General features: G+C 72.0%; 25 protein-coding genes and 1 pseudogene. 17 read left to right on the top strand and 9 right to left on the bottom strand.

The features are described 5' to 3' along the window. Positions 1-415: 415 nt before the first annotated feature. Complete coding sequence (locus ABD437_RS07575) at positions 416-1,546, bottom strand: ECF subfamily RNA polymerase sigma factor, BldN family (protein ID WP_344648010.1); 1,131 nt, start codon at positions 1,544-1,546, stop codon at positions 416-418. Positions 1,547-1,925: 379 nt separating this feature from the next. Between ABD437_RS07575 and ABD437_RS07570 the strand changes: the two genes are divergently transcribed. The 6 genes from ABD437_RS07570 (at position 1,926) to hemB (ending at position 8,216) form a co-directional block, all read left to right on the top strand. After that, positions 1,926-2,174 (top strand): glutaredoxin family protein, encoded by a 249-nt coding sequence (locus ABD437_RS07570; RefSeq protein ID WP_344648009.1) that lies wholly within the window; start codon positions 1,926-1,928, stop codon positions 2,172-2,174. Between the two features lie 238 nt (positions 2,175-2,412). Then, positions 2,413-3,144 carry a redox-sensing transcriptional repressor Rex gene (locus tag ABD437_RS07565; RefSeq protein WP_344648008.1) on the top strand — a complete coding sequence of 244 codons (732 nt, stop codon included), beginning with the start codon at positions 2,413-2,415 and terminating at the stop codon, positions 3,142-3,144. A gap of 43 nt (positions 3,145-3,187) precedes the next feature. After that, positions 3,188-4,558, top strand: coding sequence for a glutamyl-tRNA reductase (locus ABD437_RS07560; RefSeq protein ID WP_344648007.1), 1,371 nt, complete (start codon positions 3,188-3,190; stop codon positions 4,556-4,558). Next, positions 4,555-5,487, top strand: coding sequence for a hydroxymethylbilane synthase (hemC, locus tag ABD437_RS07555; RefSeq protein WP_344648006.1), 933 nt, complete (start codon positions 4,555-4,557; stop codon positions 5,485-5,487). Before ABD437_RS07560 ends, hemC begins: the two co-directional genes overlap by 4 nt. Next, positions 5,484-7,058 carry a bifunctional uroporphyrinogen-III C-methyltransferase/uroporphyrinogen-III synthase gene (locus ABD437_RS07550; protein WP_344648005.1) on the top strand — a complete coding sequence of 525 codons (1,575 nt, stop codon included), beginning with the start codon at positions 5,484-5,486 and terminating at the stop codon, positions 7,056-7,058. The genes hemC and ABD437_RS07550 overlap by 4 nt, the downstream gene beginning before the upstream one ends. A 105-nt stretch (positions 7,059-7,163) precedes the next feature. Beyond that, positions 7,164-8,216: a porphobilinogen synthase gene (hemB, locus tag ABD437_RS07545; RefSeq protein WP_344648004.1), complete on the top strand. Its 1,053-nt coding sequence runs from the start codon at positions 7,164-7,166 to the stop codon at positions 8,214-8,216. On the opposite strand, the gene ABD437_RS07540 is transcribed toward hemB, so the two are convergent. Both ABD437_RS07540 and ABD437_RS07535 read right to left on the bottom strand, forming a co-directional pair. Further along, on the bottom strand, positions 8,213-10,162 hold the full coding sequence (locus ABD437_RS07540) for a protein kinase domain-containing protein (RefSeq protein WP_344648003.1): 1,950 nt from the start codon (positions 10,160-10,162) through the stop codon (positions 8,213-8,215). The genes hemB and ABD437_RS07540 overlap by 4 nt on opposite strands. A gap of 48 nt (positions 10,163-10,210) precedes the next feature. Beyond that, positions 10,211-11,743: a lytic transglycosylase domain-containing protein gene (locus ABD437_RS07535; protein ID WP_344648002.1), complete on the bottom strand. Its 1,533-nt coding sequence runs from the start codon at positions 11,741-11,743 to the stop codon at positions 10,211-10,213. 97 nt (positions 11,744-11,840) lie between these two features. On the opposite strand from ABD437_RS07535, the gene ABD437_RS07530 reads away from it, so the two are divergent. Genes ABD437_RS07530 through ABD437_RS07520 form a run of 3 tightly spaced genes read left to right on the top strand, consistent with a single transcriptional unit; the run spans position 11,841 to position 14,773 of the window. Continuing rightward, on the top strand, positions 11,841-12,842 hold the full coding sequence (locus tag ABD437_RS07530) for a hypothetical protein (RefSeq protein ID WP_344648001.1): 1,002 nt from the start codon (positions 11,841-11,843) through the stop codon (positions 12,840-12,842). A gap of 43 nt (positions 12,843-12,885) precedes the next feature. Then, on the top strand, positions 12,886-13,371 hold the full coding sequence (locus ABD437_RS07525) for an RrF2 family transcriptional regulator (RefSeq protein WP_344648000.1): 486 nt from the start codon (positions 12,886-12,888) through the stop codon (positions 13,369-13,371). A 46-nt stretch (positions 13,372-13,417) separates the two neighbouring features. Further along, entirely contained in the window at positions 13,418-14,773 is a 1,356-nt protein-coding gene (locus ABD437_RS07520) for an FAD-binding oxidoreductase (protein WP_344647999.1), read from the top strand. Here the strand turns inward: ABD437_RS07520 and ABD437_RS07515 are convergent. Next, a complete protein-coding gene (locus ABD437_RS07515; protein WP_344647998.1) occupies positions 14,767-15,396 on the bottom strand; it encodes an MBL fold metallo-hydrolase in 630 nt (209 codons plus the stop codon). The two genes, ABD437_RS07520 and ABD437_RS07515, sit on opposite strands and share 7 nt — an antisense overlap. Then, positions 15,393-16,484, bottom strand: a complete 1,092-nt coding sequence (locus tag ABD437_RS07510) for an S-(hydroxymethyl)mycothiol dehydrogenase (protein WP_344647997.1) — start codon at positions 16,482-16,484, stop codon at positions 15,393-15,395. Before ABD437_RS07510 ends, ABD437_RS07515 begins: the two co-directional genes overlap by 4 nt. A gap of 80 nt (positions 16,485-16,564) precedes the next feature. Here ABD437_RS07510 and ABD437_RS07505 point away from each other — a divergent pair, with 80 nt between their 5' ends. Next, on the top strand, positions 16,565-17,710 hold the full coding sequence (locus ABD437_RS07505; protein WP_344647996.1) for an NAD(P)/FAD-dependent oxidoreductase: 1,146 nt from the start codon (positions 16,565-16,567) through the stop codon (positions 17,708-17,710). Between the two features lie 36 nt (positions 17,711-17,746). Here the strand turns inward: ABD437_RS07505 and ABD437_RS07500 are convergent, their stop codons facing one another. Next, positions 17,747-18,352, bottom strand: coding sequence for a hypothetical protein (locus ABD437_RS07500; RefSeq protein WP_344647995.1), 606 nt, complete (start codon positions 18,350-18,352; stop codon positions 17,747-17,749). Positions 18,353-18,450: 98 nt separating this feature from the next. Continuing rightward, a pseudogene (locus ABD437_RS07495) lies at positions 18,451-18,864 on the bottom strand (SDR family NAD(P)-dependent oxidoreductase); the annotation flags it as partial. Positions 18,865-18,890: 26 nt separating this feature from the next. Here ABD437_RS07495 and ABD437_RS07490 point away from each other — a divergent pair. Then, entirely contained in the window at positions 18,891-19,394 is a 504-nt protein-coding gene (locus ABD437_RS07490) for a helix-turn-helix transcriptional regulator (RefSeq protein WP_344647994.1), read from the top strand. Between the two features lie 5 nt (positions 19,395-19,399). Here the strand turns inward: ABD437_RS07490 and ABD437_RS07485 are convergent, their stop codons facing one another. Continuing rightward, on the bottom strand, positions 19,400-20,038 hold the full coding sequence (locus ABD437_RS07485; protein ID WP_344647993.1) for a carbonic anhydrase: 639 nt from the start codon (positions 20,036-20,038) through the stop codon (positions 19,400-19,402). Positions 20,039-20,184: 146 nt separating this feature from the next. Between ABD437_RS07485 and hemL the strand changes: the two genes are divergently transcribed. From hemL to ccsB, 6 genes are read left to right on the top strand one after another with little or no spacing between them, the layout of a single operon-like run. After that, positions 20,185-21,504 carry a glutamate-1-semialdehyde 2,1-aminomutase gene (gene hemL, locus ABD437_RS07480; RefSeq protein ID WP_344647992.1) on the top strand — a complete coding sequence of 440 codons (1,320 nt, stop codon included), beginning with the start codon at positions 20,185-20,187 and terminating at the stop codon, positions 21,502-21,504. Positions 21,505-21,506: 2 nt separating this feature from the next. Next, entirely contained in the window at positions 21,507-22,157 is a 651-nt protein-coding gene (locus ABD437_RS07475) for a histidine phosphatase family protein (RefSeq protein WP_344647991.1), read from the top strand. 5 nt (positions 22,158-22,162) lie between these two features. After that, positions 22,163-22,750 carry a TlpA family protein disulfide reductase gene (locus ABD437_RS07470; protein ID WP_344647990.1) on the top strand — a complete coding sequence of 196 codons (588 nt, stop codon included), beginning with the start codon at positions 22,163-22,165 and terminating at the stop codon, positions 22,748-22,750. Beyond that, entirely contained in the window at positions 22,747-23,565 is an 819-nt protein-coding gene (locus ABD437_RS07465; RefSeq protein WP_344647989.1) for a cytochrome c biogenesis CcdA family protein, read from the top strand. Before ABD437_RS07470 ends, ABD437_RS07465 begins: the two co-directional genes overlap by 4 nt. After that, complete coding sequence (gene resB, locus ABD437_RS07460; RefSeq protein ID WP_344647988.1) at positions 23,565-25,280, top strand: cytochrome c biogenesis protein ResB; 1,716 nt, start codon at positions 23,565-23,567, stop codon at positions 25,278-25,280. Before ABD437_RS07465 ends, resB begins: the two co-directional genes overlap by 1 nt. Next, positions 25,277-26,278, top strand: coding sequence for a c-type cytochrome biogenesis protein CcsB (ccsB, locus tag ABD437_RS07455; RefSeq protein WP_344647987.1), 1,002 nt, complete (start codon positions 25,277-25,279; stop codon positions 26,276-26,278). Before resB ends, ccsB begins: the two co-directional genes overlap by 4 nt. Positions 26,279-26,380: 102 nt before the next feature. Here ccsB and ABD437_RS07450 read toward each other — a convergent pair whose 3' ends face one another. Then, positions 26,381-26,533, bottom strand: coding sequence for a hypothetical protein (locus tag ABD437_RS07450; protein ID WP_344647986.1), 153 nt, complete (start codon positions 26,531-26,533; stop codon positions 26,381-26,383). Positions 26,534-26,641 lie beyond the last annotated feature (108 nt).

Below are 26,641 nucleotides of genomic sequence, written 5' to 3'. Positions count from 1 at the left end.
CCCCGGTTCGGCGTTGATGCCGTGGACGGACGCCACGGCGATCAGACGTTGGCGCAACCGGTCGCGGAACTCGTCGTCCGCCTGCACCTGGGAGCCGGCACTCGACAGCCGCTCGGCCAGCCGCACCAGGTCGGTGACGTCCTCGTCCGCGCGGTGAGCCCCCGCCGAGTGCGCCGGCGCCGCGTGCTGGCCGGTATGTCGCGAGCGCCCGGGATGGTCACTTGCCCGAGCGCCTCGGCGAGCCGACGTCCGAGCGTTGAAGTCCCGCGCCCGACGGCGTTCCGCTGGGCTCAACATCACCGTGGGCACCTCCTCTCCGCCCCCCACGTACCGGCATCACCGGACCGAGGAACCGATCGCCTCGGCACCCCGGATAACGCGGCGCGCCGTCCACGGGTTACGGGGGCGAGGCGCTTCACGGCGTGAATCCCTCCGGAAGCAGGCGGCCGAGCGTTCTCACCGCCCGGTACTGGAGTGCCTTGATGGCGCCGTCGTTCTTGCCCATGATCTGGGCGGTCTCGGTGACCGAGAGCCCTTGGAGGAAACGCAAGGTGATGCACTCCTGCTGTTCGGGGTTGAGGCGGCGGACGGCGTCGAGGAGCGTGGCGTTGTCGAGCCGGGTGAGCACCTCGGCCTCCGGGCGACCCTCCGGCCCCGGCGCCTCGTCGTCGGCCTCGAGCATGTCCGCGGTGGTGACTTCCAGGCGGGCACGCGCGGACTTGTAGTGGTCGGCGATCAGGTTGCGGGCGATGGTGACCAACCAGGCGCCCAGATCGCGCCCCTGCCAGGTGACGCTGCCGATGCGGCGCAGCGCGCGGAGCCACACCTCGCTGGTCAGGTCCTCGGCCACGGTGCGCGAACCGATCCGGTACGAGATGTACCGGTAGACCGTGTCGAAGTACCGGTCGTAGATCCGGGCGAACGCCTGGGGATCACCGGCCTGCGCCTGCCGCACCAGCTCCCAGACGTCCTCGCCGTCGAGGTCGGGCGCGGTGACCGGGGCCCGGCCACGGCCGGTGCTGCGGGTCGGGCGGGGGACGTGGTTGCGCTGCTCGGGGTCCTCCGGGCCCGGCCCGGTGCCGATCGCGACGCCACCCGTGGTCTCCGCGTCGTCGACCGGACGGCGGGGTGCCGGGTTGCGCAGCGCACGCGAGCTCGGCCGGCCCGGCCGGTTGGGGCGCGGGTCGGCGCGGTGCGGCTCGGCGCCGGGCGCGTCGGTCTCCACGCCCGGCTGCGCCGGAAGTGCCGGCGCGGGCGCGGAGCCGCTCGCCGGGAGCGCGGGCAGCGGCAGCGCGGCGGTCGGCGTGCTGTCGGCATCGCCGTCCGCACGCGGAACCGACATGGCACCGCGGGCCCACGGAATCCGCGCGCCGTCACGCCGGCCGGTGAAGCAGCGCAGCCCCGGCGCGAGTCCGGACAGGCCGGCCCGGCTGGTGAGCGTGGTGCGGTTACGCAGGTCGCCCAGCGCTTTCCGCAGGTCGGATAGGTCGAGGTCCAGCTCGATGCCCCCCGGCAACGCGCCGAACCCCACCGTCCCGCCGATCATGACCGTCCCCCCAAATGGCCCGCCGCGATCGTCGGAGAAGCCGCGAGCAACGGCTTCGGTCGAGCGGTTGGACGGTGTCCGGGCGGACCGATTACAGAATGTACAAATCTAGTAACGGAGAGATCATACTTTCCCCCCGGCTCTCGCCGCGTCGGGGACGCACACTCCACGACATTTCTTCCATTCCGGCCCCCTTGTCGTGCACTGCGGCACATCCTGGCACTGCCGCACCACTCCAAGTAGCAAAAAGTAGTCACCGCCCCCGTACTGGGGACAGCGGCGCGCCAACATGCCCGTGATTGGCCCCCGAACGTCCCTCGGAACGCGTCGGACTCAGCCATCCCTCTGGTGACGGACGCGGGGGTGGCAAACTTTTGTCATGGCCGCGACTGATCACGCCGTGACATTGCTGACCCGGGTCGGCTGTCATCTGTGCGACGACGCCAAAGACGTGATGAAGCGGATCTCGACCGAGACCGGCGTCGTCTGGAACGAGGTCGACGTCGACGCGGATCCGGAGCTGGCCTACGAGTACGGCGACCGGGTGCCGGTCGTTCTGCTCGACGGCAAGGAGCACGGCTTCTGGCGGGTGGAGGAATCGCGTCTGCGGCGCGACCTCGCACGCTGAATCGAGGTGACCGGCAGGTTAACGGGCGGGTTGTGACGGGAAGAACACGAACGGTACTTGTGTCGCTCGTCACCGAGCCTCTGGCCTGCGGCGTCGACTTTGTGCAGGCGTTCACAAGCGGCTACGGTGAGCGTTGAGCGCTGAACGCCACTGGCCAGGGCCCCAGGGTTTTCCCCAGTACCCGGCGGTGCGGGACGGCGCGACCATTCAGTCGGCGTCCGCACCGTCGAGGAGACCGATGTCGTCCGGAAATCGTCCGCGCATCCGCGCCGCGGGGAGAACCCGCGGTGTGCCCGAAGCGACGGTCGCCCGGCTACCGGTCTACCTGCGCGCCCTGCACGCCCTCGCCGACGCCGGCCACGACACGGTGTCCTCCGAGGAGCTCGCGGTGGCGGCCGGCGTCAACTCGGCCAAGCTGCGCAAGGACCTCTCCCACCTCGGCTCGTACGGCACGCGCGGGGTCGGCTACGAGGTCGCGCTCCTGGTCGACCAGATCTCCCGTGCGCTCGGCCTCACCCAGCGCTGGGCCGTCGTGCTGGTGGGCGTCGGTAACCTCGGGCACGCCCTGGCCGGTTACGCCGGCTTCGCGTCACGCGGGTTCCGGATCGCCGCCCTCTTCGACGCCGACGCCGAGCGCGTCGGCGAGCGCATCGCCGGCCAGGACGTCCGCCACATCGACGACCTCGACCGGGTGGTCGCGGAGGAGCAGGTGTCGATCGGGGTGATCGCCACGCCGGCCGACGCGGCCCAGGAAGTGGCCGATCGGCTGGTCGAGGCCGGTGTCACGAGCATTCTCAACTTCGCCCCGTGCGTACTGCAGGTCCCCGACGGCGTCGACGTCCGCAAGGTCGACCTCGCGTTGGAGCTGCAGATCCTCTCTTTCCACGAGCAGCGGAAGGCAGACAGCGCCGGGACGGTTACCCCTCTGCCGGCCTCGCACGTCGACGCCCGGGAGGTCGTCGGCCAGTGAGCGGCTATCGAACTCCGAGCACCGAGCGGAGCGTGCACCAGGCATGAGTGTTGTCGTCGTCGGTCTGAACCACCGCACCGCACCCGTCCGCCTACTGGAGCGGGCATCGGTGTCCCCGCCCCAGCTCGGTGGGGTGCTCGCCGAGCTCATCGGCGGTGCCAACGTGGCCGAAGCGGTCGTCCTCTCCACCTGTAACCGGGTGGAGGTGTACGCCGCGGTGAACACGTTCCACGGCGCGCTGCACGAGATCGGCCAGGTGCTGTCCACGCGCACCGGCGTCCACATCGCCGAGTTGGCCGACCACCTCTACGTCCACTATTCCGACGCCGCCGTCCGGCACGTCTTCTCGGTCGTCTCCGGGCTCGACTCGCTGGTGGTCGGTGAGCCGCAGATCCTCGGCCAGCTCCGCGACGCGTACAACGCCGCCGACGGCCACGGCGCCCCCGGCCGGGTGCTGCACGAGGTCATGCAGCAGGCGCTGCGGGTCGGCAAGCGCGTCCACACCGACACCGACATCGACCACGCCGGACAGTCGGTCGTCACCGCCGCGCTGCGTCTCGGCGCCGAGCGGGTGGGTCCGCTGGCCGGGCGGCGCGCGCTCGTCGTCGGCGCCGGTTCGCTGGGTGCGCTGGCCGCCGCGACGCTGCAGCGCGAGGGCGTCGGGCACATCACGGTGCTCAACCGCACGGCCGACACCGCGCACCGCGTCGCCGCCGGCGTGGGCGGACGTGGCGGTGACCTGACCGGCCTGCGTGACGCGCTCGCCGAGGTCGACGTCATCGTCAGCGCCACCGGCTCCACCGAGCCCGTGCTCACCTACCAGGACGTGTCGGCGGCCATGACGGTCCGCGGCCCGTCGGCGCCCGATCTGGTCATCCTCGACCTGGCGGTGCCCCGCGACACCGAGCGGGCGGTCGACACGCTGCCCGGCGTCGTCGTGCTCGACATCGAGGCTCTCACCGTCGCGCTGGCCGACGCCCCGGCCTCGGCCTCGGTCGACCAGGCGAAAGCGATAATCGAGTCCGAGGTGCAGGCGTTCGCGGCCTGGCAGCGTGCCGGTGAGGTCGCGCCCACCGTGGTCGCGCTGCGCGCCCGCGCCGACCAGGTCGTCGCCGGCGAGCTCGACCGGCTGCACGGTCGGCTGCCGAACCTGGACGAGGCCTCGCGCCGTGAGGTGGAGAAGACCGTGCGCCGGGTCGTCGGCACGCTGCTCCACACGCCCACCGTGCGGATGAAAGAGCTGGCCACGGCCCCTGGCGGTGATCGATACGCTGCGGCGGTCCGCGAACTGTTCCTGCTCGACGGCCACGCGCGGCCGGCCGCGGCGGTGACGGTCGACCCGGCGGGTCCGGACGGCAACCCCTGGGTGCTGAGCAATGAAGGAAATTCGGCCGAGACGGAGGCACACGGATGAGCCGGGCGCTGCGCCTGGGAACGCGGGCCTCGAAGCTCGCGCTGGCCCAGTCGGGCGACGTCGCCGAAGCGCTCACGGAGGCCACCGGCCGCGCCGTCGAGCTGGTGCACATCAGCACCGAGGGCGACCGCGACCGGACGACGCCGCTGACGCAGATCGGCGGCACCGGCGTGTTCGTGTCCGCGCTGCGTGACGCGCTGCTCGCCGGCCAGATCGACATCGCGGTGCACTCCTACAAGGACCTGCCGACCGCGCCCGCCAACGGGCTGACGATCGCCGCGGTGCCGGTACGCGAGGACAGCCGGGACGCGCTGATCGCCCGCGACGGCCTCACGCTGGACAAGCTGCCGCCCGGTGCACGCATCGGCACCGGTGCGCCGCGCCGCATCGCGCAGATCCTCGCCGCCCGGCCCGACGTGCAGTGCGTACCGATCCGCGGCAACGTCGACACCCGCCTGGGCAAGGTCACCAGCGGCGAGCTGGACGCGGTCGTGCTCGCCGTGGCCGGCCTGGCCCGGCTGGGGCGCGCCGACGAGATCACCGAGGCGCTCGATCCGGACGTGCTCGTGCCCGCGCCGGCCCAGGGCGCGCTCGCGGTCGAGTGCCGGTCCGACGACCCCGATTTGGTCGAACTGCTCGGTTCGCTCGAAGATGCAGGTGCCCGAGCCGAAGTGATCGCCGAGCGTTCCCTGCTCGCCGCCCTCGAGGCCGGGTGCAGTGCCCCGGTCGCGGCGTGGGCCACGTACTCGGCCACCGAATTCATTCTGCGGGCCAGGGTCGCGTCCTTGGACGGCACGAAGGTGCTGACCGAGGCACGGACGATCGCCCCGCACGACGATTTGCACACCGACGCCGAAGCAGTCGGCCGGCAGCTCGCTGCCGACCTCCTCGCTGCCGGCGCCGACACCCTAATGGGGAGAACCGCATGACCCGTCGCTCCACGACTGGCCGGATCACGTTCGTCGGGGCTGGCCCCGGCGACCCGGGGCTGCTCACCCGGCGTGCGCTCGACGCCGTCGCTGACGCCGACCACATCCTGCACGACCGGTCGCTCCCGGCGACCCTGCTGGCCGCGGTGGTCGCCGGTGCGCCCGCCGAGGTCGAGGTCAGCGTCGCCGAGGGCGCGGCGGGAGACGTCGCCAAGGTGCTGCTGTCGGGGGCCCGGTCCGGGCGCACCGTCGCCCGTCTGGTCGCCGGCGACCCGCTGACCGCGGAGTCGATCGTCCGCGAGGTGCAGGCCGTCGCCCGCACGTCGGTGCCGTTCGAGGTCGTCCCGGGTGTGCCGCTCGCGGAGGGCGTCACCGGCTACGCCGGCGCGCCGACCGGTGGTCTGCGCACGACGGTCGAGGTCCGCGACGTCACCGCGCTCGACTTCGACGCGATGGTCGCGGTGCCCGGCTCGCTCACGCTGACGCTGGACGCCGGTGACCTCCCCGCGGTGCGCGACGGGCTGCTCGCGGCCGGCATGAGCGGTCAGGCCACCGTGCTGGTGACCGGTGACGGCACCACCGACACCCAGTCCACGTCGGTCTCGACGCTGGACGGCATCGTCGACGCCGCGATCGGCCTGTACGGCACGCTCGTCGTCTCGATCGGCGCCGGCGTGGGCCTGCGCGACAAGCTCTCCTGGTGGGAGTCGCGGCCGCTGTACGGCTGGAAGGTGCTGGTACCCCGCACCAAGGAGCAGGCCGGCGCGATGAGCGCGCAGCTGCGCGGCTGGGGTGCCATCCCCGAGGAGGTGCCGACGATCGCCGTCGAGCCGCCCCGGACGCCCGCCCAGATGGAGCGCGCGATCAAGGGCCTGGTCACCGGCCGCTACGAGTGGGTCATCTTCACCTCCACCAACGCGGTGAAGGCGGTCTGGGAGAAGTTCGCCGAGTTCGGTCTCGACGCCCGCGCGTTCGCCGGCGTCAAGATCGCCTGCGTCGGCGACGCCACCGCGAAGGCCGTCGAGGCGTTCGGCGTGAAGGCCGAGCTGCTGCCGAGCGGTGAGCAGTCGAGCGACGGCCTGCTGGCCGACTTCCCGCCCTACGACGAGGTGCTGGACCCGATCGACCGGATCCTGCTGCCCCGCGCCGACATCGCCACCGAGACGCTGGCCGCCGGCCTCATCGAGCGTGGGTGGGAGGTCGACGACGTCACCGCGTACCGCACCGTCCGGGCCGCTCCGCCGCCCGCGCCGATCCGCGACGCGATCAAGTCCGGTGGCTTCGACGCGGTGCTGTTCACGTCGTCCTCCACGGTGCGCAACCTGGTCGGCATCGCCGGCAAGCCGCACGCGCGGACGGTCGTGGCCTGCATCGGCCCGAAGACCGCCGACACCGCGCGCGAGCTCGGCCTGCGCGTCGACGTCCAGCCGGAGACCGCGAACGTGCCGTCGCTGGTGGAGTCGCTGGCCGAGTACGCGCTCGAGCTCCGGGAGAAGCTGGCGGCGCTGCCGACCAAGCCCCGGCGCGGCGCGAAGGCGCAGGGCCCGACGGCCGGGCGGCTCGCGCGGTAGTGGATTTACCGGTTCAGGTGACGCACGGAACGTCACCTGAACCAGCAAACGCGGGGTCGCGTCCTGCACAGTAGAGGGACGCGACCCGGGGAGAGGGAGATACGCATGAGCGGGACGTTGCGGCGAGCCACCGCCGGTGCGCCGTCACTCGAGAAGCTCTGCCCCGGTCTCTCGCCGGGCAGCGGCGGCGGTGGCGGCGGTTTCCCGAGCGTGCGCCCGCGTCGGCTCCGGCAGAGCCCGGCCATGCGTCGGCTCGTCTCCGAGGTGCGGCTGAACCCGGCCGACCTGGTGCTCCCGCTGTTCGTCAAGGAAGACATCCCCGAGGCCCGGCCGATCCGGTCGATGCCCGGCGTCTACCAGCACTCGCGTGACTCGCTGCGCCGGGCCGCGCACGAGGCGGTCGCGGCCGGCGTCGGTGGCCTGATGCTGTTCGGGGTGCCCACCGAACGCGACCACTGCGGCACGACCGACGCGGTGCTCAACGACTCGATCGCCGACGTGATCGCCGAGGTCGGGAAAGACACGGTCGTGATGAGCGACCTGTGCCTCGACGAGTTCACCGACCACGGCCACTGCGGCATCCTGGCCGCCGACGGCTCCGTCGACAACGACGCCACGCTGCTGCGTTACGCCGAGATGGCGGTCGCCCAGGCCGACGCCGGAGCGCACGTGCTCGGGCTGTCCGGGATGATGGACGGCCAGGTCGGGGTCGTGCGTGCGGCGCTGGACGCGGCCGGGCACACCAACACGGTGATCCTCGCCTACGCGGCGAAGTACGCGTCGGGCTTCTACGGCCCGTTCCGGGAAGCGGTGGAGTCGCAGCTGCAGGGTGACCGCCGCACCTACCAGCAGGACCCGGCGAACGCCGCCGAGGCGCTGCGCGAGGTGGCGTTGGACGTCGCCGAGGGCGCGGACATCATCATGGTGAAGCCGGCGCTGCCGTACCTCGACGTGTTGCGCCAGGTGGCCGACGCGGTGGACGTGCCGGTGGCGGCCTACCAGGTGTCCGGCGAGTACGCGATGGTCGAGGCGGCCGCGGCCAACGGCTGGATCAACCGCGAACAGGTCATGATGGAGACGCTGATCGGCGCCCGCCGCGCCGGCGCCGACTTCGTCTTGACCTACTGGGCCACGGAAGCGGCCGGGTACCTGGACTAGCGGGCCTTGCCGGCTACGCGGCTGGTGAGCACGGCCAGGGCTATCGCGGTGGGGATCAGCAGCCAGCCGAGCGTGTCGACGGCCCAGACCAGGCTGGCGAAGCCGGTCGCCAGGTAGCGGCAGGCCAGGAGCACGGCGAGGGCGGTGCCCAGCCAACCGGCGGCGGTCTTGGCGACCATCATCGGTGACGACGTGCCGCCGCGTCGAATCAGCGCGACGAAGGCCAGCAGCAGGAGCGGGATCACCGCCAGGCGGATCGCCCTGGTGGCGGCGCCACCCTCCTTGATCCACCCGGTGATCGGGTCGGGCACGCCCGACATCACCCGGCCGATCGCCGAGCTGGCCTCGAAAGCGCCGGCGAGCCACGGAGGGGAACTGGGGGCGCCGACGAGCTCCCGGACCGCCGGGGTCTGAGCGACGGCGTCGAGCAGGGCGAGCAGGATCAGGACGAGCAGCCAGCGGCTCCACGCCCGGCGGCCGGTCGGCGTGCCGATCGGAGGGCACTGCAGGCGCTGCCACGGCACCCGGCGGGGTGTCCTCACCGCCGCCGCGCGAGCGTCCCGGGCCGGGGCCGGGTTCCCGTCCGGCCTCCGCTGCCACGGCGCACGCTGCTGCGGCGCCGCCGCCGACCCACCCCGAGCCCCCATCGGCCCACCGGCCCGCCCGTGCACCGGCGCGGGGCCACCGGCCACCGGAGCGCCGGCTTCGCGAGCGCCGGCTGGGCGGGCGCCGGCCGCGGGGCTACCGGGGGCGTAGCCGGCAGGGGTGCGGGCGTCCGGGGCGGAAGTCTGGCCGCCGGAGGAGCGGGCGGCGGATTTGAGGCGGGCGGCCGCGCCTTGGAGCCGGGCGGCGCCCTCCTTGAGCTTGGCCACGGCGAGCTCGGCCGGCGGAACCTCCGGCGCGGGCGCACCGGCGGGCTTCGGGCGGATCAACGCGACCGGACGCTCGGAGGAGCGCACCGGAACGATCGGAGCGCCCCCGACCCGGCGCGCGAACCGGTCGGCCAGGTACTCCACGATGTCCGGCGGCGGCACGTCGTCCGCCGCGTCGCCCGCACCGGGCGGCGGCGCGTCGGCACTGGTGAACGGACGCGTCGGCGCCGGCCGGTGCCGGATCGCGTTCCCCACCTCCGACGGCAGCCACGAATCCTGCTCGGAGAACGACCCCACCTGACGCACGATCCAGTCCAGCGACGGCCGCTCACCCGGCTCCTTCGCCAGGCACTTCCCGATCAGCTCGGCCAGCCCGGCCGGCAACCCCGACAGATCCGGCGGCGCGGTCGCCACCCGGTTCGCGACCGCGAACGACTGCCCGGCCCCGAACGGCGCCACCCCGGTGGCGGCGTGCGCCAGCACCGCCCCCAGCGAGAACACGTCGCTGCTCGGCGCCAGCGCGGACCCGGCCAGGTGCTCGGGCGACATGTACCCCGGCGTACCGAGCAGCGGCCCGTCGCCGGTGAGATCGATGCCTTCGACGGCCTTGGCGATCCCGAAGTCGATCACCCGCGGACCGTTCTCCGAGAGCAGCACGTTCGACGGCTTCAGGTCCCGGTGCACGACCCCGGCGGCGTGAATGACCTGCAGCGCCTCCGCCAGCCCGGCGGCCAGCGCCCGGACCGTGTGCTCGGGCAGCGCACCGTGCTCGGTGAGCACCTGGGAGAGCGACTGACCGCGGATGTACTCGGTCGCGAGCCACGGCGGGTCGGCGTCCGGGTCGGCGTCGAGCATCGCGGCCGTGTACGGCCCGCCGACGCGCCGCGCCAGCGCGACCTCACGTCGGAACCGCGTCCGGAAGTCGGGGTTGATCGCGAGATGGCCGTGCACGGCTTTCACCGCGACCGGCCGCCCGCCGGGTGAACGCCCCAGGTAGACGGTGCCCATTCCGCCGGAGCCGAGCACGCCGACCAGCTTGTACTGGCCGAGCTGTCCGACGGTTGGTGCACTCACGGACTGCGGCTCCTTCCTCGGTTTTCACCTCCATCGTGGCTGCTGAGGTCAAGAAGCGCGACCGTAGGCGTCGGCGAATTCGAAGACCCGTTCGACGTAAGCAGGCACCCGGTTGTAACTGAACACCGCCGACGACCAGCCGGGACCCGAGGCGAGGTTCTGCCCGCCCGCGCACAGGTAGTAGCCGGCGGCGAGCGACGCGTCGTCGATGTCGTAGGGGTCGGCGCGACCGTTGTCGTCGGCGTCGACCGCCCAGGCCTTCCAGGTCGCGGGCAGGAACTGCATCGGGCCGATCGCCCGGTCGTAGGTGACGTCGCCGTCGAGCAGGCCCTGGTCGGTGTCGTTCACGCGCTCCACGCCGATGCCGGCCAGCGGCACCCCGATGATCGGGCGGCTGCTGGTGCCATCGGGCTGCAGCGTCGCGCCGCCGTACCGCCCGTGGTTGGACTCGACGCCGCCGATGGCGGCCAACAGCGTCCAGGAGAGACGGCAGCGGGGTTTCGCCCGGGCGAGCACCGCTTCGGCGTAGCCGTACGCCTGGAGCGCGGTCGGCGGGATGTCGAGCTGGCGCAGTGCGTCGGCCCAGTGGGCGAGCGCGTCCGCGGGGCGGGTGCCGTCCTGCTCGGGGCGGCCGCCGGTCGGGGCCGGGTTCACCGGGGCGCTCGCGACACCCGCCTCGGGCAGCGGCGAGGGCGCCAGTGCCGGTGCCTCGGCGGACGGGACCACCGGGGCGGAGGCCAGCGGCGGGGGAGGCGCGGAGAGCGGCTGTGGTTCGGGGCGGGTCCAGCTCCAGACCGCGACGCTGGCGGTGGCCAGGCAGAGCACGAACGCGGCGGCGCCCGCGAGCGGGGCCAACGAGCGTGGGGAGCGGGCGGTGGGTGACCAGACGTGCGCGTGCGCGGAACGCTCGTCCGGGGCGAGGTCCGGCCACGGGCTGACCGGGGGCTCATCCGGTACCTCGCCGAGGTCGTCCACCTCGGCGGGTTCGGGGTGCGGTGGCGCCGGCTCGGCGTGGTGCGTGGGGACCACGGACGCCGGCTGGGCCCGGACCGGGAGACGGTCGCCGGCGGGGCTGGCCCAGTGGTGCGGCTCGGCGGGCACCGGCAGCACGTTGTCCGGGATCGCCGGCGAGCGATCCGCCGGCCGGGCGGATCGTTTCCGGCGCCGAACGGTTCCGGGCTGGTCGGTTCCGGGCTGGTCGGTTCCGGGCTGTGCGGTCTCGGCCCGGGCGGCTTCGCTCCGGGCGGCTTCGCTCCGGGCGGCTTCGCTCCGGGCGGCTTCGCTCCGGACCGCTTCGGCGTAAGCGGCTTCGGCGTAAGCGGCTTCGGCCCGGGCCGCTTCGAAACGCGCCGCTTCGGATTCGGCGGCTTCGATCCGGGCCGCTTCGGCGTGGGCGGCCTCGACCTGGGCGGCCTCGGTCTGGGCGGCCCAGGCCTCGGCGTGCTGGGTCCAGGCCACCGCGGCCTGCCGCCAAGGCTCGGCGGACAGTGCGTGAGGCTCGTCGGCAGGCGTCCCGTCCGAGCCGGAACCAGGCGCCTGGTTCAACCCGTCTTCGTCGTCATTGCCCGTTTTGTTGCGCACGTTCTCAGGGTGCCCCTTCGGACCGCCCCGTGCACGCTTCGCCGACCGGGTAGTTCAACTCATGTGCGCAGGTCGGAGCACACGTCAAGATGTTCCCATGACCAGCCCCGAACCCTCGGTTCCGCTCACGACCGTGCGGACCACGCTCGCCGGACTCGTGAGCGACGGTGTCCTCACGTCCGGCCAGGCCGACCAGGTGGACCACCGTCTCGCGGCGGCCACCGTGGCGACCGGGCCGACGCCGGGTGAGCACCGGGTCCGCACCCGCATCGTCGAGGTGGCCGGGTACCTCGGTGGGGCGATGGTGCTCGGGGGTGCCGCGTCGATCGTCGTTCCGACCTGGGACTCGTTCCCGACGGCGGCCCGGTTCGCGCTCGCCGTGATCGCCACCGTGCTGCTGGCCGGCGGAGCGATCGCCGCCCGGTTCGCGCGGCTCGGTGAGGACACTCTCGGCGCCCGGATGCGGTTGGCGTCGGCGCTCGGCGCGCTGGCCTCCGGCGCGGCGGCCACCGCGGCCGCGGTGCCGGCCCCCGACTCGTGGGAGGTGCTGGCCGCCTCGGTGGCGGCACTGGCCGTGGCCGTGCCCGGGTACGCGCTGGTGCGTGGAGCGCCGTTGCTGGGCACGGCGTGGCTGGCGTCCGCGCTGCTGGTCGGCGACTTCCTCGACCGGGCCGGCGTGCAGGACATCCTCCCGTGGGGCATCGCCTACGCGTTCGTGGGTGCGATCTGGATGCTGTTTGCCGTGCCGGTACGCGGTAACCCGGTGCGGGAGCCCGGCCTCGCAGTGCTGCTCGGCGGCTTGACCGGTTTCGGTGCGGCCGAGGCGGTCACCACCGACGGAAAGGCGTTCGCGGTGGTCGGTCTCGTGATCGGGCTGGCCTTCGCCGCCGCCTGCTTCGGCCTCTACCTGGCCACCCGACGCTGGCCGGCGCTGGTGCCCGCGGTGCTGATCGCGCTCGTCGTGCCGGCCACCGCCCTGGCCCAGATCCTGGACAGCTTCCTGGCCGCGGGCTTCGCGGTGGCCCTGGTGGGCCTGGCCCTCCTGGTGGCGGGCGCCGTGGCCCTGGTCCACCGCCGCCCCACCGTTCCCGCCGCCTAACCAATCCTTGACAATATTTATCCAGGATATCTAGGGTCCAGATATGCGGATGAGCGAGGGTGTCGAGTGGGCGCTGCACACGTGCTTGAACTTGACCTGGCTGCCGGCCGGGCAGGCGGTGCCCGCGGCCAAGCTGGCGGAGTTCTACGGGCTCCCGGCGGCCTATCTCAACAAGCAGCTCCAGGCCCTGGCGCGCGCGGGAATCGTGTCCTCCACCTCGGGGCCGCGAGGGGGCTTCCAGCTCGCTCGCGGCCCGGAACACATCACCCTGCTCGACGTGGTGGTCGCGATCGAAGGGCCCGAGGAGGCGTTCCGGTGCGACCAGCTCCTGAAGCAGGGTCCGGGCGCCGATCCCACCGTCGACTACCGGCAGTCGTGCCTGGTCTCCCGGGGGATGCGGCGCGCTGATCTGGCCTGGCGCCGGGAGTTGGCCGCGCAGACCATCGCCGACCTACGTGCGGACGTGGAACGCGCCTACCCGGCCACCCCGGGCAACACGGTCAACCGCTTCGCGGCTCTCCGCGCCTGAATCGACCGCCCCTCCCCGGAGGGGCTTTTTACGGGAGGTATTCTAGATGTTCCACATCCAGAATTTGAGGGGTCGGGCCTGGTTCCCGGGAGAGTCCGGCTTCGACGACGTGCGTCGGCCCTGGAACCGGGCCGTGGACCAACCGGCCCTCGCCGTGGTCGAAGCCGCTGACGCCGACGACGTGTTGGACCTCGTGCGGTTCGCCCGGCACACCGGGCGCGGCATCTCCGCCCAGGCCAACGGGCACGACGCCACCGGCCGCACCGACGGCGCGATCCTGCTGCGCACCGGTCGGCTCGACACCGTCGACATCGATCCGGTCGCGCGCCGCGCACGGATCGGGGCGGGGGTGGCGTCCGGGCGGCTGCAGGCCGCGGCGGCGCCGCACGGGCTCACCGGACTGCCGGGCAGCTCACCGATCGTGAGCGTTGCCGGGGCGGCGCTCGGCGGAGGGCTCAGCTGGTTCGCCCGCGCTCACGGGTGGGTCGCCGACGCCGTCGTCGGGTTCGACGTGGTGGACGCCGACGGGCTCCAGCGGCGCGTCAGCGCTGACGACGATCCCGAGCTGTTCTGGGCTCTGCGTGGGGGCGGTGGGGACTTCGCGGTGGTCACCGGGCTGGAACTCACGCTTTATCCCGCGCCGACGGTGTACGGCGGGCGCGTGCGGTGGAGCGGTGAGCACGCGGCCGAGGTGTTCGCGGCCTTTCGGGACGTCACCGCGACGGCACCCGACGAGTTGACGGTCTGGCTCGACCTGCTGCACTTTCCCGGCGCCGAACCCATGGTCGCCCTGGACACCACGTACCTCGGTGACGCGGCGGACGTTCGTGGCCTGTTCCGTGAGCTGCCGACGCCGCTCTCCGACTCCCGGCGCGTGATCTCGGTCGCCGAACTCGGGAGCATCACGGCCGAGCCGACCGAGCCCACCGCGGGGATCTCGCACGCCGAACTGTTGACGACGCTCGACGACCACACGGTGGAGGCGTTGCTCTCCGAGCCGATCGCGCCGCTGCTCAGCGTGCAGGTGCGGCACCTCGGCGGGGCGATCGCCGGCCCCTCGGACAGCCCTCACGGGCCCCTCACCGAGCCCTACGCGCTCTACCTCTTCGGCCCGGCCGCCCGCCCCGGCGTTGCCGCCAGAGCGACCGAGATCGTCGTGGACCTGCCGATCAGCGGGCGTAAGCCGTACACGTTCCTCGGCCGCACCGAGACCGCCGCGCACGCCTTCGCCCCGGACGCCCTCACCCGCCTGCGCGGGATCAAACAGCGTCGCGACCCGGCGAACGTCTTCCGCTCGAACTTCCCCGTGAACCAGGGCTCGATGGCGCCCCGCAGCGAACGTCCGCCCGCACTGGACGTGCGGGCGGACGGTTCGCCGGGCGGCGTGATTCTGAATCAGTGACCTCGGTCGATCCACTCCTGCAGATGCGGCGCTTCGGCGCCGATCGTGGTCGTGTCGCCGTGGCCGGTGTGCACGACCGTCTCCGGGGGCAGCGACAGCAGCCGGCCGCGGATCGAGTCGATGATCGTGGGGAAGTCGGAGAACGACCGACCGGTCGCGCCCGGCCCGCCGCTGAACAGCGTGTCGCCGGAGAACAGCGCCCCGAGCGACGGCGCGTAGAAGCACACCGCGCCGGGGGCGTGCCCCGGCGTGGCCAGCACCTCCAGCGTCACCCCGGCCACCGACAACTCCTGCCCGTCGGTCAGGGCGCCGTCGGGCGCGCGGTCGGGGTAGACCATCTCCCACAGCTCCCGGTCGGCCGGGTTGAGCAGGATCGGCGCCCCGACGTACGACGCCAGCTCCACGGCCGCGTTCACGTGGTCGTTGTGGGCGTGGGTGCACGCGATCGCGGTGACGGTACGGCCCCCGACCGCGGCGGCGATCGCGTCCGCCTCGTGCGGGGCGTCGATCACCAGGCACTCGGAGTCGTCGCCGACGATCCAGACGTTGTTGTCGACCTCCCACTCCCCGCCGTCGAGCGCGAAGATGCCGGAGGTGACGATGCGGTCGACGCGGGCCGTCATTCGAAGACCACGACCGAGCGCAGCACGTCGCCGTGGTGCATCTTCTCGAACGCGCCCTCGACGCCGTCCAGCGGAATCGTCTCGGTGACGAACTTGTCCAGCGGCAACCGGCCCTGCAGGTACAGGTCGATGAGCATCGGGAAGTCGCGCGACGGCAGGCAGTCGCCGTACCAGGACGACTTCAACGCCCCACCGCGGCCGAACACGTCGATCAGCGGCAGTTCGAGGGTCATGTCCGGCGTCGGGACACCCACGAGCACCACGGTTCCGGCCAGGTCGCGGGCGTAGAACGCCTGCTTGTACGTCTCCGGGCGACCGACCGCCTCGATCGCGACGTCGACGCCGAACCCGTCGGTGAGGTCCTGCACGGCCTTCACGACGTCGTCGACCTCGCGGGCGTTGATCGTGTGCGTGGCGCCGAATTCGCGGGCCCACTGGAGCTTCTTCTCGTCGACGTCGATCGCGATGATCCGCCGCGCACCGGCCAGGTACGCACCCGCGATCGCGCCGTCACCGACACCACCCGCGCCCCACACCGCGACGCTGTGCCCGCGGCCGACACCACCGGTGTTGATCGCCGCCCCGATGCCGGCCATCACACCGCAGCCCAGCAGACCGGCCACCGCGGGCTTCGCGGCGTCGTCGACCTTCGTGCACTGACCGGCCGCCACCAGCGTCTTCTCGATGAACGCGCCGATGCCGAGCGCGGGCGACAGCTCGGTGCCGTCGGCCAGCGTCATCTTCTGCTTGGCGTTGTGCGTGTTGAAGCAGTACCAGGGCTGGCCGCGCAGGCACGCGCGGCAGTCGCCGCAGACCGCCCGCCAGTTCAGGATCACGTAGTCGCCGACGGCGACGTTCGTGACGTCGGGGCCCACCGCCTCGACGATGCCGGCGGCTTCGTGGCCGAGCAGGAACGGGAACTCGTCGTTGATTCCGCCTTCGCGGTAGTGCAGGTCGGTGTGACAAACGCCGCACGCCTGGACTTTGACGACCGCTTCGCCGGGGCCCGGGTCGGGCACCAGGATGGTGGTCACCTCCACCGGAGCGCCTTTGGCTCGGGAAATGACTCCTTGAACCTCCTGCGTCACTGCGACTCCCCTTCCCGTGTGCGGCGATTGTTACGGGACGATGATTCTTCGCAAGAAGCCTACTTACGGAGAGAGCGCCTGTGGACAGGGTGGTCATCGTCGGGGCATCGCTGGCCGGCTGGTCGCTGGCCCGTTCGCTGCGGTCGCGTGGGTTCGGTGGCTCGATCGAGTTGATCGGCGAGGAGCCGCACCGCCCCTACGACCGGCCGCCGCTGTCGAAGGCGTATCTGGCCGGTGACCTCGACCTCGACGGCATCTCGCTGCTCGTCGCCGACGAGGACGTGCCGGTGGACTGGCGGCTGGGCGTGCCCGCGGTGGGGCTCGACGGTACGTCCGTCGCGCTGGCCGACGGATCGACGGTCACCGGTGACGCGGTCGTGATCGCCACCGGCACCACGCCGCGGTCGTTGCCGTCGGCCGCCGGGCTGCGCGGCGTGCACACCCTGCGCACCTGCGCCGATGCCGACGCTCTGCGCGCGGCGTTCCGGCCCGGAGCGCGTGTCGTCGTGATCGGGGCCGGGTTCATCGGCGCCGAGGTGGCCTCCACGGCGTCGAAGCTCGGGGCTTCGGTGACCGTGCTCGACGCCGCCGCGACTCCGATGGAGCACGCGTTCGGGCCGGAGATGGCCGCGGTGGTCACCGCGTTGCACGGGCTCAACGGGGTGTCGTTGCTGGCCGGGGTGTCGGTGGCCGGGTTCACCTCGGCCGACGGGGCCGTCACCGGGGTGTCGTTGGCCGACGGGCGTGAGCTGCCGGCCGACGTGGTCGTGGTGGGCATCGGTGTGACGCCCGCGGTGTCCTGGCTCGACGGTTCCGGGGTGACGCTGGACAACGGCGTGGTCGTGGACGCGGCCGGGCGCACGTCCGTGCCCGGCGTCTGGGCCTGCGGAGACGTGGCGCGGTACCCGTCGGTGCGTGCCGGTGGGCCGATCCGGGTGGAGCACTGGACGCACGCGCGTGAGCACGCCGCGGCGGTGGCGTCCGGTCTGCTCGGCGAGCCGGTCGAGTACGACCCGGTGCCGTACGTGTGGAGCGAGCAGTACGGCGTGATGGTGCAGTTCGCCGGGTTCGTGCGGCCGGGTGACGAGGTCGAGGTGGTCGACGGCGACCCGGCCGAGTACCGGTTCGTGGCCGCCTACCGCCGGGCGGGGAAGCTCGTCGCGGTGCTGGGGGCGCGGATCCCGCGCACGTTCGTGCGCCTGCGCCGCGAACTCGTGGCCGGCTGAGGCGAGGGGGCCGCGAAGGCCCCCTCGCCGCCGTGCTCAGCCCTTGAGGTTCAGCGTGAGCGTGTTGCCGTCGCCGGCGAGCAGCGTGGTGAGCAGCGGCGTCAGCAGGCCGCACTTGGTGAAGCCGGGGATCTTGTAGGTGCCGGTCACCGTCGTCGTTCCGAAGACGTCGATCGGCGTGGTGTTGGTCAGCGTCGCGCTGGTCGCGGTCTTGGTCGTGCAGCCCGGGCTGACCAGGTTCAGGCTCGGCAGCGCGTCCTGGAAGACACGCAGCACCTGCAGCTTGAACGTCGTCGTGGTCTCGAGCTTGTTGGCGCCGAGGTCGACGGTGCCGGTCAGGCCGCCCTGCGGGACGATCCGGACGATCGACGTCGTCGGGATCAGGTTCGCGAGCTTGAGACGCACGGTGAGGTCGGGGATCTCGGCCGTGCCGGTCAGCGTCTTCGCGTCCAGGTCGATCGACGTCTTCACCACCGACGTCGGGATGTCGGCGGTGACTTTCTGCTTGGCGATGAACGTCGTCCCGGTGGTGTTGGCGAACACCAGGTCGATGGGTGCGGCCTGGGCCGGTTGCGCGAGCGCGAGACCGGTCGCGGTCGCCGCCAGCGCGGCGGTGAGGGTGGCGAGCAGACGACGGCGCACGAGTCCTCCTTGACGGCACGGGTGTGGCAGCCGTCACCGTACTGACGAGTAACTAAGATGCGCCAGTGGCCAATGGCAAGCTTAAGGTTCGGTGGTGATCAAGTGGCCGGGACGCCGGTGGCACGCCGGATCACCGTGTCGAAGGCTCGGTCGGGCAACGCGCCACGCAGGAAGATCATCGGCTTGGCCCCGAAGCCGACGGCGTAGCGGGTCTTCGGGCGTCGGGCCGTGACCGCCTTAGTGATGGTGCCGGCGATCAACTGGGGCGGAGACGAGCGCCGCTGAGTGGACTCAGCGGTGAGGGAGGTGGCCACCGCGGTGCTCTGCGGGGCGTAAGGGCCGCTGCCGGACACGCCCAGAACCTTCTGCGCGGCGATGGCCGGCCACTCGGTCTTGATCCCTCCGGGTTCGATCACCACGACGTTGATCCCGAAAGGCTCGACCTCCAGCCGGAGGCAGTCGCTGAGCGCTTCGAGTGCGAACTTGGTGGCGTGGTACCAACCGCCGAGCGGCTCGCATCAGCGTTCCGCGGCCGCTGGTGGTCCCGGCTGCCGTCAGCGAGTACCTCGGCGCGCCCATCCTCGAGGAAACCGGCCACGCCATCACCTTCGCGGCCGGCGACCCCACCCGGCCGTTCCTCACCGAGAACGAGCAGATGTGGCAGTTCTTCGCCCCTGACCTGCGACGACGACTCTCCGACCTGCGCGCGACGGCGAGCGTGACGGACCGGGTCCGGGCCGCTCTGCACGAGACGCTGCCCAGCGGCGACCCCTCCATGCCCGCGGTGGCCAAGCAACTGGCTGTCAGCTCACGCACGCTGCAACGCCAACTCCGCCAGGAAGGCACGACCTTCCAGGCGATCCTCGCCACCACCCGCGAAGACCTGGCCCGCCATTACCTGGGCCACAGCAGCATGCGTTCGACCGAGATCGCCTACCTGCTCGGCTACGACGACACCAACTCCTTCTACCGCGCGTTCCGGACCTGGACCGGAACCACCCCGGACACGATCCGCACGACGTCGACGCCCAGCAGGGTCTGAACTAACTACAGAAAACGGGCTCGACCGCCTTCGAGCTCGTACACCGCGCCGACCAGTTTCACCGAGCCGTCGGCGACGGCGTCGGCGATCGCCGGGGAGCGCTCGATCAGCAGGTTGATGACCCGGGTGACGTTGTAGGCGATCGCCCGGTTGAGCTGCTCGTCCGTCGAGCCGCCCTCGCGCTGCGCCTTCAGCGTGATCGGCAGTACCCGCTCGACCAGGTCACGCACCGAGCCGGTCGGGTCGAGGTTGCCGGTCGCGGTCTCCGCGGCGGCCTTGAGCGCGCCGCAGGACTCGTGCCCCATCACGACGACGAGCGGCACGTTGAGCTGCGTGATCGCGAACTCGATGCTGCCGAGCACGGCGAAGTCGACGATCGGCCCGGCGGTGCGGCACACGAACAGGTCGCCGAGGCCCTGGTCGAACACGATCTCCGCGGGGACGCGCGAGTCGGCACACCCGAGCACCGCCGCGAACGGCTCCTGCCCGGCCACCAGCTGAACGCGACGGGCGTCGTCCTGGTTGGGGCGGGCGGGGGTGCCGGCGGCGAACCGGGCGTTGCCCGCGACCATGAGCGCGTACGCCTCGTCGGGCGTGGGGCGGGCGGGTGGTTCGGGCACGACGGGCAGCGGCACAGCGGACACGGCGGCTCCTCGGGAGACGTCGGGGCCGCGGGGAGCGCGCCCCTGGATTCTGTATACGACGGCCCGGGGCTCGAAGGCCAGGGGATGTGGGTGTCACCACGGTACCCGGCAGGACGTCTACGGCCGGTAGTTGTCACAATGGCGCAGTGAGCTATCCCCAGGACGCGCCCCTCTCGGCCGAATGGTTCGCGCGTGCCAGCACCGTCGTGCCCGGCGGGGTCAACTCTCCGGTGCGTGCCTTCCGGGCGGTCGGCGGCACGCCGAGATTCATGGCTCGCGGAGAAGGCCCCTATCTCTACGACGTCGACGGCCGTGAATACGTCGACCTGGTCTGCTCCTGGGGTCCGTTGCTGCTCGGCCACGCCCACCCCGACGTCGTCGCCGCGCTGACCGCGGCGGCCGCGAAGGGCACGAGCTTCGGCACGCCGAGCGTCGGCGAGGTGGAGCTGGCCGAGGAGATCGTGGCGAGGGTGGAGCCGGTCGAGCAGGTGCGCCTGGTCAACTCCGGCACCGAGGCGACGATGAGCGCGATCCGGCTCGCCCGTGGTGTCACCGGCCGCAGCAAGATCGTCAAGTTCGCCGGCAACTACCACGGCCACGTCGACGCCCTGCTGGCCGCGGCCGGGTCGGGCGTCGTCACGTTCGGGCTGCCGGACACGCCCGGGGTCACCGGCGCGAGCGCGGCCGACACGATCGTGCTGCCGTACAACGACGCGGCGGCGCTGACGGCGGCCTTCGCCGAGCAGGGGTCCCAGATCGCCGCGGTGATCGTCGAGGCGGTCCCGGCCAACATGGGCGTCGTCCCGCCGGTGGACGGGTTCGACCTGCTGCTGCGTGAGCAGTGCACCGCGGCCGGCGCGCTGCTGATCAGCGACGAGGTGATGACCGGGTTCCGGATCTCGTCCGCGGGCTGGTTCGGTGCCTCCGGGGGCCGGGTCGTGCCCGACCTCTTCACGTTCGGCAAGGTGATGGGCGGCGGCCTGCCCGCCGCGGCGTTCGGCGGCAAGGCCGACGTGATGGCTTCCCTCGCCCCGGCCGGCCCGGTCTACCAGGCGGGCACGCTCTCCGGTAACCCGCTGGCCTGCGCGGCCGGGCTCGCCACGCTCAAAGCGGCCACCCCCGAGGTCTACGCGAAGGTGGACGCTTCGGCCGGTCAGGTGGCCAGGTTGGCGTCGGAGGCGTTGACTGAAGCCGGAGTGCCGCACCGGGTGCAGGCGGCCGGCAACCTTTTCTCGGTGTTCTTCGCCGCCGAGGAGGTCGTCGACTTCGCCGGGGCCCAGCGACAGGACACCGCGGCGTACGCGGCGTTCTTCCATGCCATGTTGGCCGAGGGCGTCTACCTTCCGCCCAGTGCCTACGAGGCGTGGTTCCTGTCGGCGGCACACGACGAAGAGGCTCTGGGTCGGATCGCGGCAGCGTTGCCTACGGCGGCCCGGGCCGCCGCAGCGTCCCTTACGGAGGCCTGAGAGTGACGGTCACGACCACCGTGCACGTAATTCGCCACGGCGAGGTGTACAACCCTGGCGGGATCCTCTACGGACGACTGCCCGGGTACAAGCTGTCGCCGCTGGGCGAACAGATGGCCGTGGTCACCGCGAAGCACCTGGCCGGTCGCGACATCACGCATCTCTTCGTCAGCCCGATGGAGCGCGCGCAGCAGACGATGGAGCCGTTCGCCGAGCGGTTCGGGCTCGAGGCGGTCGTCGACGAGCGGCTGATCGAGGCCACGAACCTGTTCGAGGGCAAGCCGTTCGGCCCCGGCGACGGTCTCTGGCGGCACCGCAAGTACTGGCACTACCTGCGTAACCCGTTCCGTCCCTCGTGGGGCGAGCCGTACCAGGAGCAGGCCGAGCGGATGATGTCGGCGATCACCGACTTCCGCAAGGCCGCCGAGGGCCACGAGGCGGTGTGCATCTCCCACCAGTCGCCGATCGTCATCCTCCGCCGGTTCCTGGAGAAGAAGACGCTCTGGCACGACCCCCGTCGCCGGCAGTGCGCGCTGGCCAGCGTGACGTCGGTGAAGTTCGAGGACGACGAGGTCGTCGGCGTCGAGTACGCCGACCCCGCCGCCGCCCTCATCGCCCAGTCGAAGACCGCCCAAACCGAGCGAGGCGCCTGAATCCGATGTATGCCCCCTCCTGGCTCCGCCGTGGTGTCCCCCTCGTCGCACTGGCCGCATTGGCGGCCTGCTCGACGGGCACGGACGCCGTGGACCAGGCGTCGGGCACGTCGCAGCGGTTCGTGGCCGGGTCGGGGTCGCAGGAGGTGTACGCGGTCGGGGAACGCAAGGCCGCGCCGAACCTCTCCGGCAAGTTGCTGGACGGCGGTTCGTTCGAGCTCGAGTCGACCCGCGGTGACGTCGTCGTGCTGAACTTCTGGGCGTCGTGGTGCGGGCCGTGCCGAGCCGAGGCCGACGACCTGGAGCGCGTCCACCAGGCCACCAAGGCGAGCGGCGTGCGGTTCCTCGGGATCAACGTCAAGGACACCGAGTCGCGCGCCAAGGGCTTCGACGTCAAGTTCAACATCACCTACCCCAGCCTGGTCGACCCGTCGCAGCGGCTGGCGTTGCAGCTCAAAGCGGCGCCGCCGAACGCGGTCCCGGCGACGATCGTCATCGACCGCGACGGCCGGATCGCCGCGGTGTTCCGGAAAGCGCTGCTGGACACCGAGTTGCAGCCGGTGGTCGAGAAGATCGCGGCGGAGAAGCGATGAACGCCGCGGGTCTCGTCACCGACGGGCCGCTGATCGTCGCGGCCGGGGTCAGCGTGCTGGCCGGGCTGGTCAGTTTCCTCTCGCCCTGCGTGCTGCCGCTGGTGCCGGGTTACGTCTCGTACGTCACCGGGATCGCCGGCGCCGACCTGGACGCCGCGCTGGGCACCGACCCCTCCGGCCGGCCGGTGTCCTCCGCGGGCGGCGTGGCGGTGGCCACGCGCCCGTCCCGGGTCCAGGTCCGCGGGCGCCTGCTCGCCGGGAGCATGTTGTTCGTGGCCGGGTTCAGCGCGGTGTTCACGCTCGTCGCGTTCGCGTTCGGTGGCCTCGGCGGGGTCCTGTTCGAGAACCAGGTGACGCTGCAGCGGGTCGTCGGCGCACTGGTGATCGTGTTCGGGCTGGGGTACCTCGGCGTGCTGCCCGGGCTGCAGCGTGAGGCCAGGGTCCGGTGGTTGCCGGTGTCGGGTCTGGCCGGAGCTCCGCTGCTCGGCGCGGTGTTCGGCCTCGGCTGGATCCCCTGCGTGGGCCCGACGCTCGGTGCGGTGCTCGGCCTCGCCACGGTGCAGGGCGGTGCCGGGCGGGGCGCGTTCCTGGCGCTCGCGTACTGCGTCGGCCTCGGGGTGCCGTTCGTGCTCTTCGCGCTGGGCTTCCGGCGCCTGCTGGGTGCGTTCGCGGCCGTGCGTCGGCACAGCGCGTGGGTGGTGCGGATCGGTGGTGTGCTGCTGATCGCGGTCGGCGTCGCGCTGCTGTTCGGCTTCTGGGACGACCTGGTGATCTGGATCCGCAGCGTGTTCGGCGTCGACGGGTGGGCGATCTGATGTCCACCGTCACACCCTCCGGCGAGACCGTCACGCCACCGGACGAGCAGGACGCCCTCACCGGGCTGGCCACCGCCCCGGAGGACGCCACCGCGCGCGAGGACCGCCGCGCCGGCCGCACCGAGCCCGACGGCGGTGGCCGTGGTCCGAGCGGCCCCGGCCGGCTCAACGCGCTCCTCGAGGAGCCGCGGCGCTGGTGGCGGATCCTCACCAGCATGCGCACCGCGCTGGTGCTGCTGTTCCTGCTGGCGCTGGCCGCCGTCCCCGGCAGCACGTTCCCGCAGCGCGACCTCAACCAGAACAAGGTCGAGGAGTACTTCGCCGAGCACCCGAAGCTGGCGCCGGTCCTCGACAAGCTGTCCGCGTTCGACGTCTTCGCCTCACCCTGGTTCGCGGCGATCTACCTGCTGCTGTTCATCTCGCTGGTCGGCTGCCTCGTGCCGCGCATCCGGGTGCACGCCCGCGCGATGGTCAAGCGCCCCCCGGCCGCGCCACGCCACCTCGACCGTCTGCCGGTCTCCGCGTCGGCCCCGGTCACCGGTGACCCGTCCGCGCTCGCCGACGCCGCCCGCGGTGTCCTGCGCCGCGCACGTTGGCGCACGGTGGTGCGTACCGAGGAGTCCGGCGCGGTGACGGTCAGCGCCGAGAAGGGCTACCTGCGCGAGACCGGCAACCTGGCGTTCCACGTCGCGCTCGTCGGCCTCCTGGTCGGCGTCGCGTCCGGTTCGCTGTGGGGCTGGAAGGCCAGCGTGCTCACGGTCGAGGGCAACGCGTTCTGCGACACCGTCCAGGCCTACGACTCGTTCTCGCCGGGCAGCCGCATGCGTGACGCGGCCCTGCCGTCGTTCTGCGTCCAGCTGGACGACTTCCAGGGCACCTACCTGGCGAACGGCCAGCCCGAGGACTTCCTGGCCAAGGTGAAGTACATCCAGGGCGACCGCGCGTTCACCCAGGACCCGGACACCGAGTACGACCTCAAGGTCAACCACCCGCTGCGGCTCGACGGCGCGAACGTCTACCTGATCAACCACGGTTACGCGCCGGTGCTCAGGTACACCGACCGGTACGGCAGGGTGTTCGAGGAGACGCCCGCGTTCCTGCCGCAGGACGTCCAGCTCACCAGCGAGGGCGCGTTCGTGCTGCCCGACGTCAACCAGGATCCGAAGTCGACCGTACGCACCACCGACGTTCAGATGGCGTTCACCGGGTTCTTCCTGCCCACCGCTCCGCCGTCCGGCCCGCCGATCCGGTCGATCAGCCCGGAGGCCAAGGACCCGGCGGTGACGCTCGTCGGCTACCGCGGTGACACCGGCCTGGACTCCGGCATCGCCCGCTCGGTGTACTCGATCGACCAGAACCAGGTCGACAGCGGCGCGCTCAAGTCGGTGGGCTCGAAGAAGCTCTCGGTCGGCGAGGTCTGGACGCTCGACGACGGCACGACGCTGCAGTTCGCCGGCTACCGCGAGTTCATGACCGTCCAGGTCGGACACGACCCCGGCGAGATGCTGGTGCTGGTCTCGGCCGGGTTCATGCTCGTCGGCCTGATCGCGTCGCTCACCGTCCGGCGTCGCCGGATGTTCGTCCGCGTCACCGGCGACGGTGAGCTCACCGTCGGCGGCCTCGCCCGCACCGACCCCGACCGCTTCGCCGACGAGTTCCAGAGCCTCGTCGAACGGATCGAACGCACCGCACCCGCGAAAGAAGGAGCGTCATGACCGACGCCCAGCTCGCCGACCTCTCGAACACGCTGCTCGTCGTCGCGATCCTGGCGTACACGGTGGCGATGTTCGGCTACGCCATCGAGTTCGCGTTCGGGCGCAAGGGGGTGGTGGCCTCCCGCGCCGCGGCACCGGCGAAACGGGTGCTCGTCGGCGCCGGCGGCCCCGAGCAGGAGGAGGCCACGGCGCCGCCGGCCCCGCCCGCCCCCACCGCCGGACGCGCGGCCTGGTTCGGGCGTTTCGGCGTGGCCGCGGCGGTCATCGGTGCGCTCGCTCAGCTCGGTTGCCTGGCCGCTCGCGGCTTCGCGGCGGGCCGGGTGCCGTGGGGCAACATGTACGAGTTCGTCTCGGTGGCGTGCGTGGTCGGCACGATCACGTGGCTGGTGGTCTCGGCCCGGCGTCCGGTGCGCTACCTCGGCATGTTCGTGATGCTGCCGGTGGTGCTGCTGCTCGGGCTGGCCGGCACCGTACTCTACGTCGACGCCGGGCCGCTGATGCCGGCGTTGAACTCGTACTGGCTCTGGATCCACGTCTCCACCGCCTCGATCTCGGTCGGCATCTACCTGATCGGTGGCGTGCTCTCGGTGCTGTACCTGCTGCGTGAGGGCTACGACCGGCGGGTCGCGGCCGGCCGTGCGGCCAACGCGCCCGGCTTCCCGTTCGGCGTCGGGCGGCACCTGCCCGCGGCCGACGGTCTGGAGCGGATGACGTTCCGCCTGCACGCGTTCGGTTTCCCGATCTGGACGTTCGCGATCATCTGCGGCGCGATCTGGGCCGAGGCGGCGTGGAGCCGGTACTGGGGCTGGGACCCCAAGGAGACCTGGGCGTTCATCTCCTGGGTCGTCTACGCCGCGTACCTGCACGCGCGGGCCACCACCGGCTGGCGCGGCCCCCGCGCCGCCGCGATCGCGGTGCTGGGCTTCGTCACGATGATGATCAACCTGTACGTCATCAACTTCGCGGTGAGCGGCCTGCACTCGTACTCGGGCCTGTAAATCCTAAGAAAGTGCGCGTCACCCGTATCGGGTGGCGCGCACTTCGCTGTGTTCCACGCCACTTCCCGAGGGGCGCGAAACCTTAATTCTTGGGTGCGCCGATCAGTGTTCGGGCGGCTGGGACTGCTGGCGTTTCGGCTGATCGTCCTTCGGGGTGATGTCGTCGCGCCGGCGATAGGCGAGCGCGGCCTCGTAGTCGTCCCCCCGGAGCCAGCCGACCACCACCACGTCTTCGTGTTCGGCCTGCTGTGGCATCGAATCGTCCCCCTTGGTCAACCTGTCGTTTCCGACAAATTACCAAAAAAGGACTCTTTGGGACGATAGATAGCGCGTGAATCGGATGTCCCGCGGGTAACGGTGATG

The sequence above is a fragment of the Cryptosporangium japonicum genome, from assembly GCF_039524755.1.
In the GTDB taxonomy this organism is placed as follows: Bacteria; Actinomycetota; Actinomycetes; order Mycobacteriales; family Cryptosporangiaceae; genus Cryptosporangium; species Cryptosporangium japonicum.
Note: the sequence above shows the minus strand (reverse complement) of the source record. Positions and strands in the feature narration are given on the sequence as shown.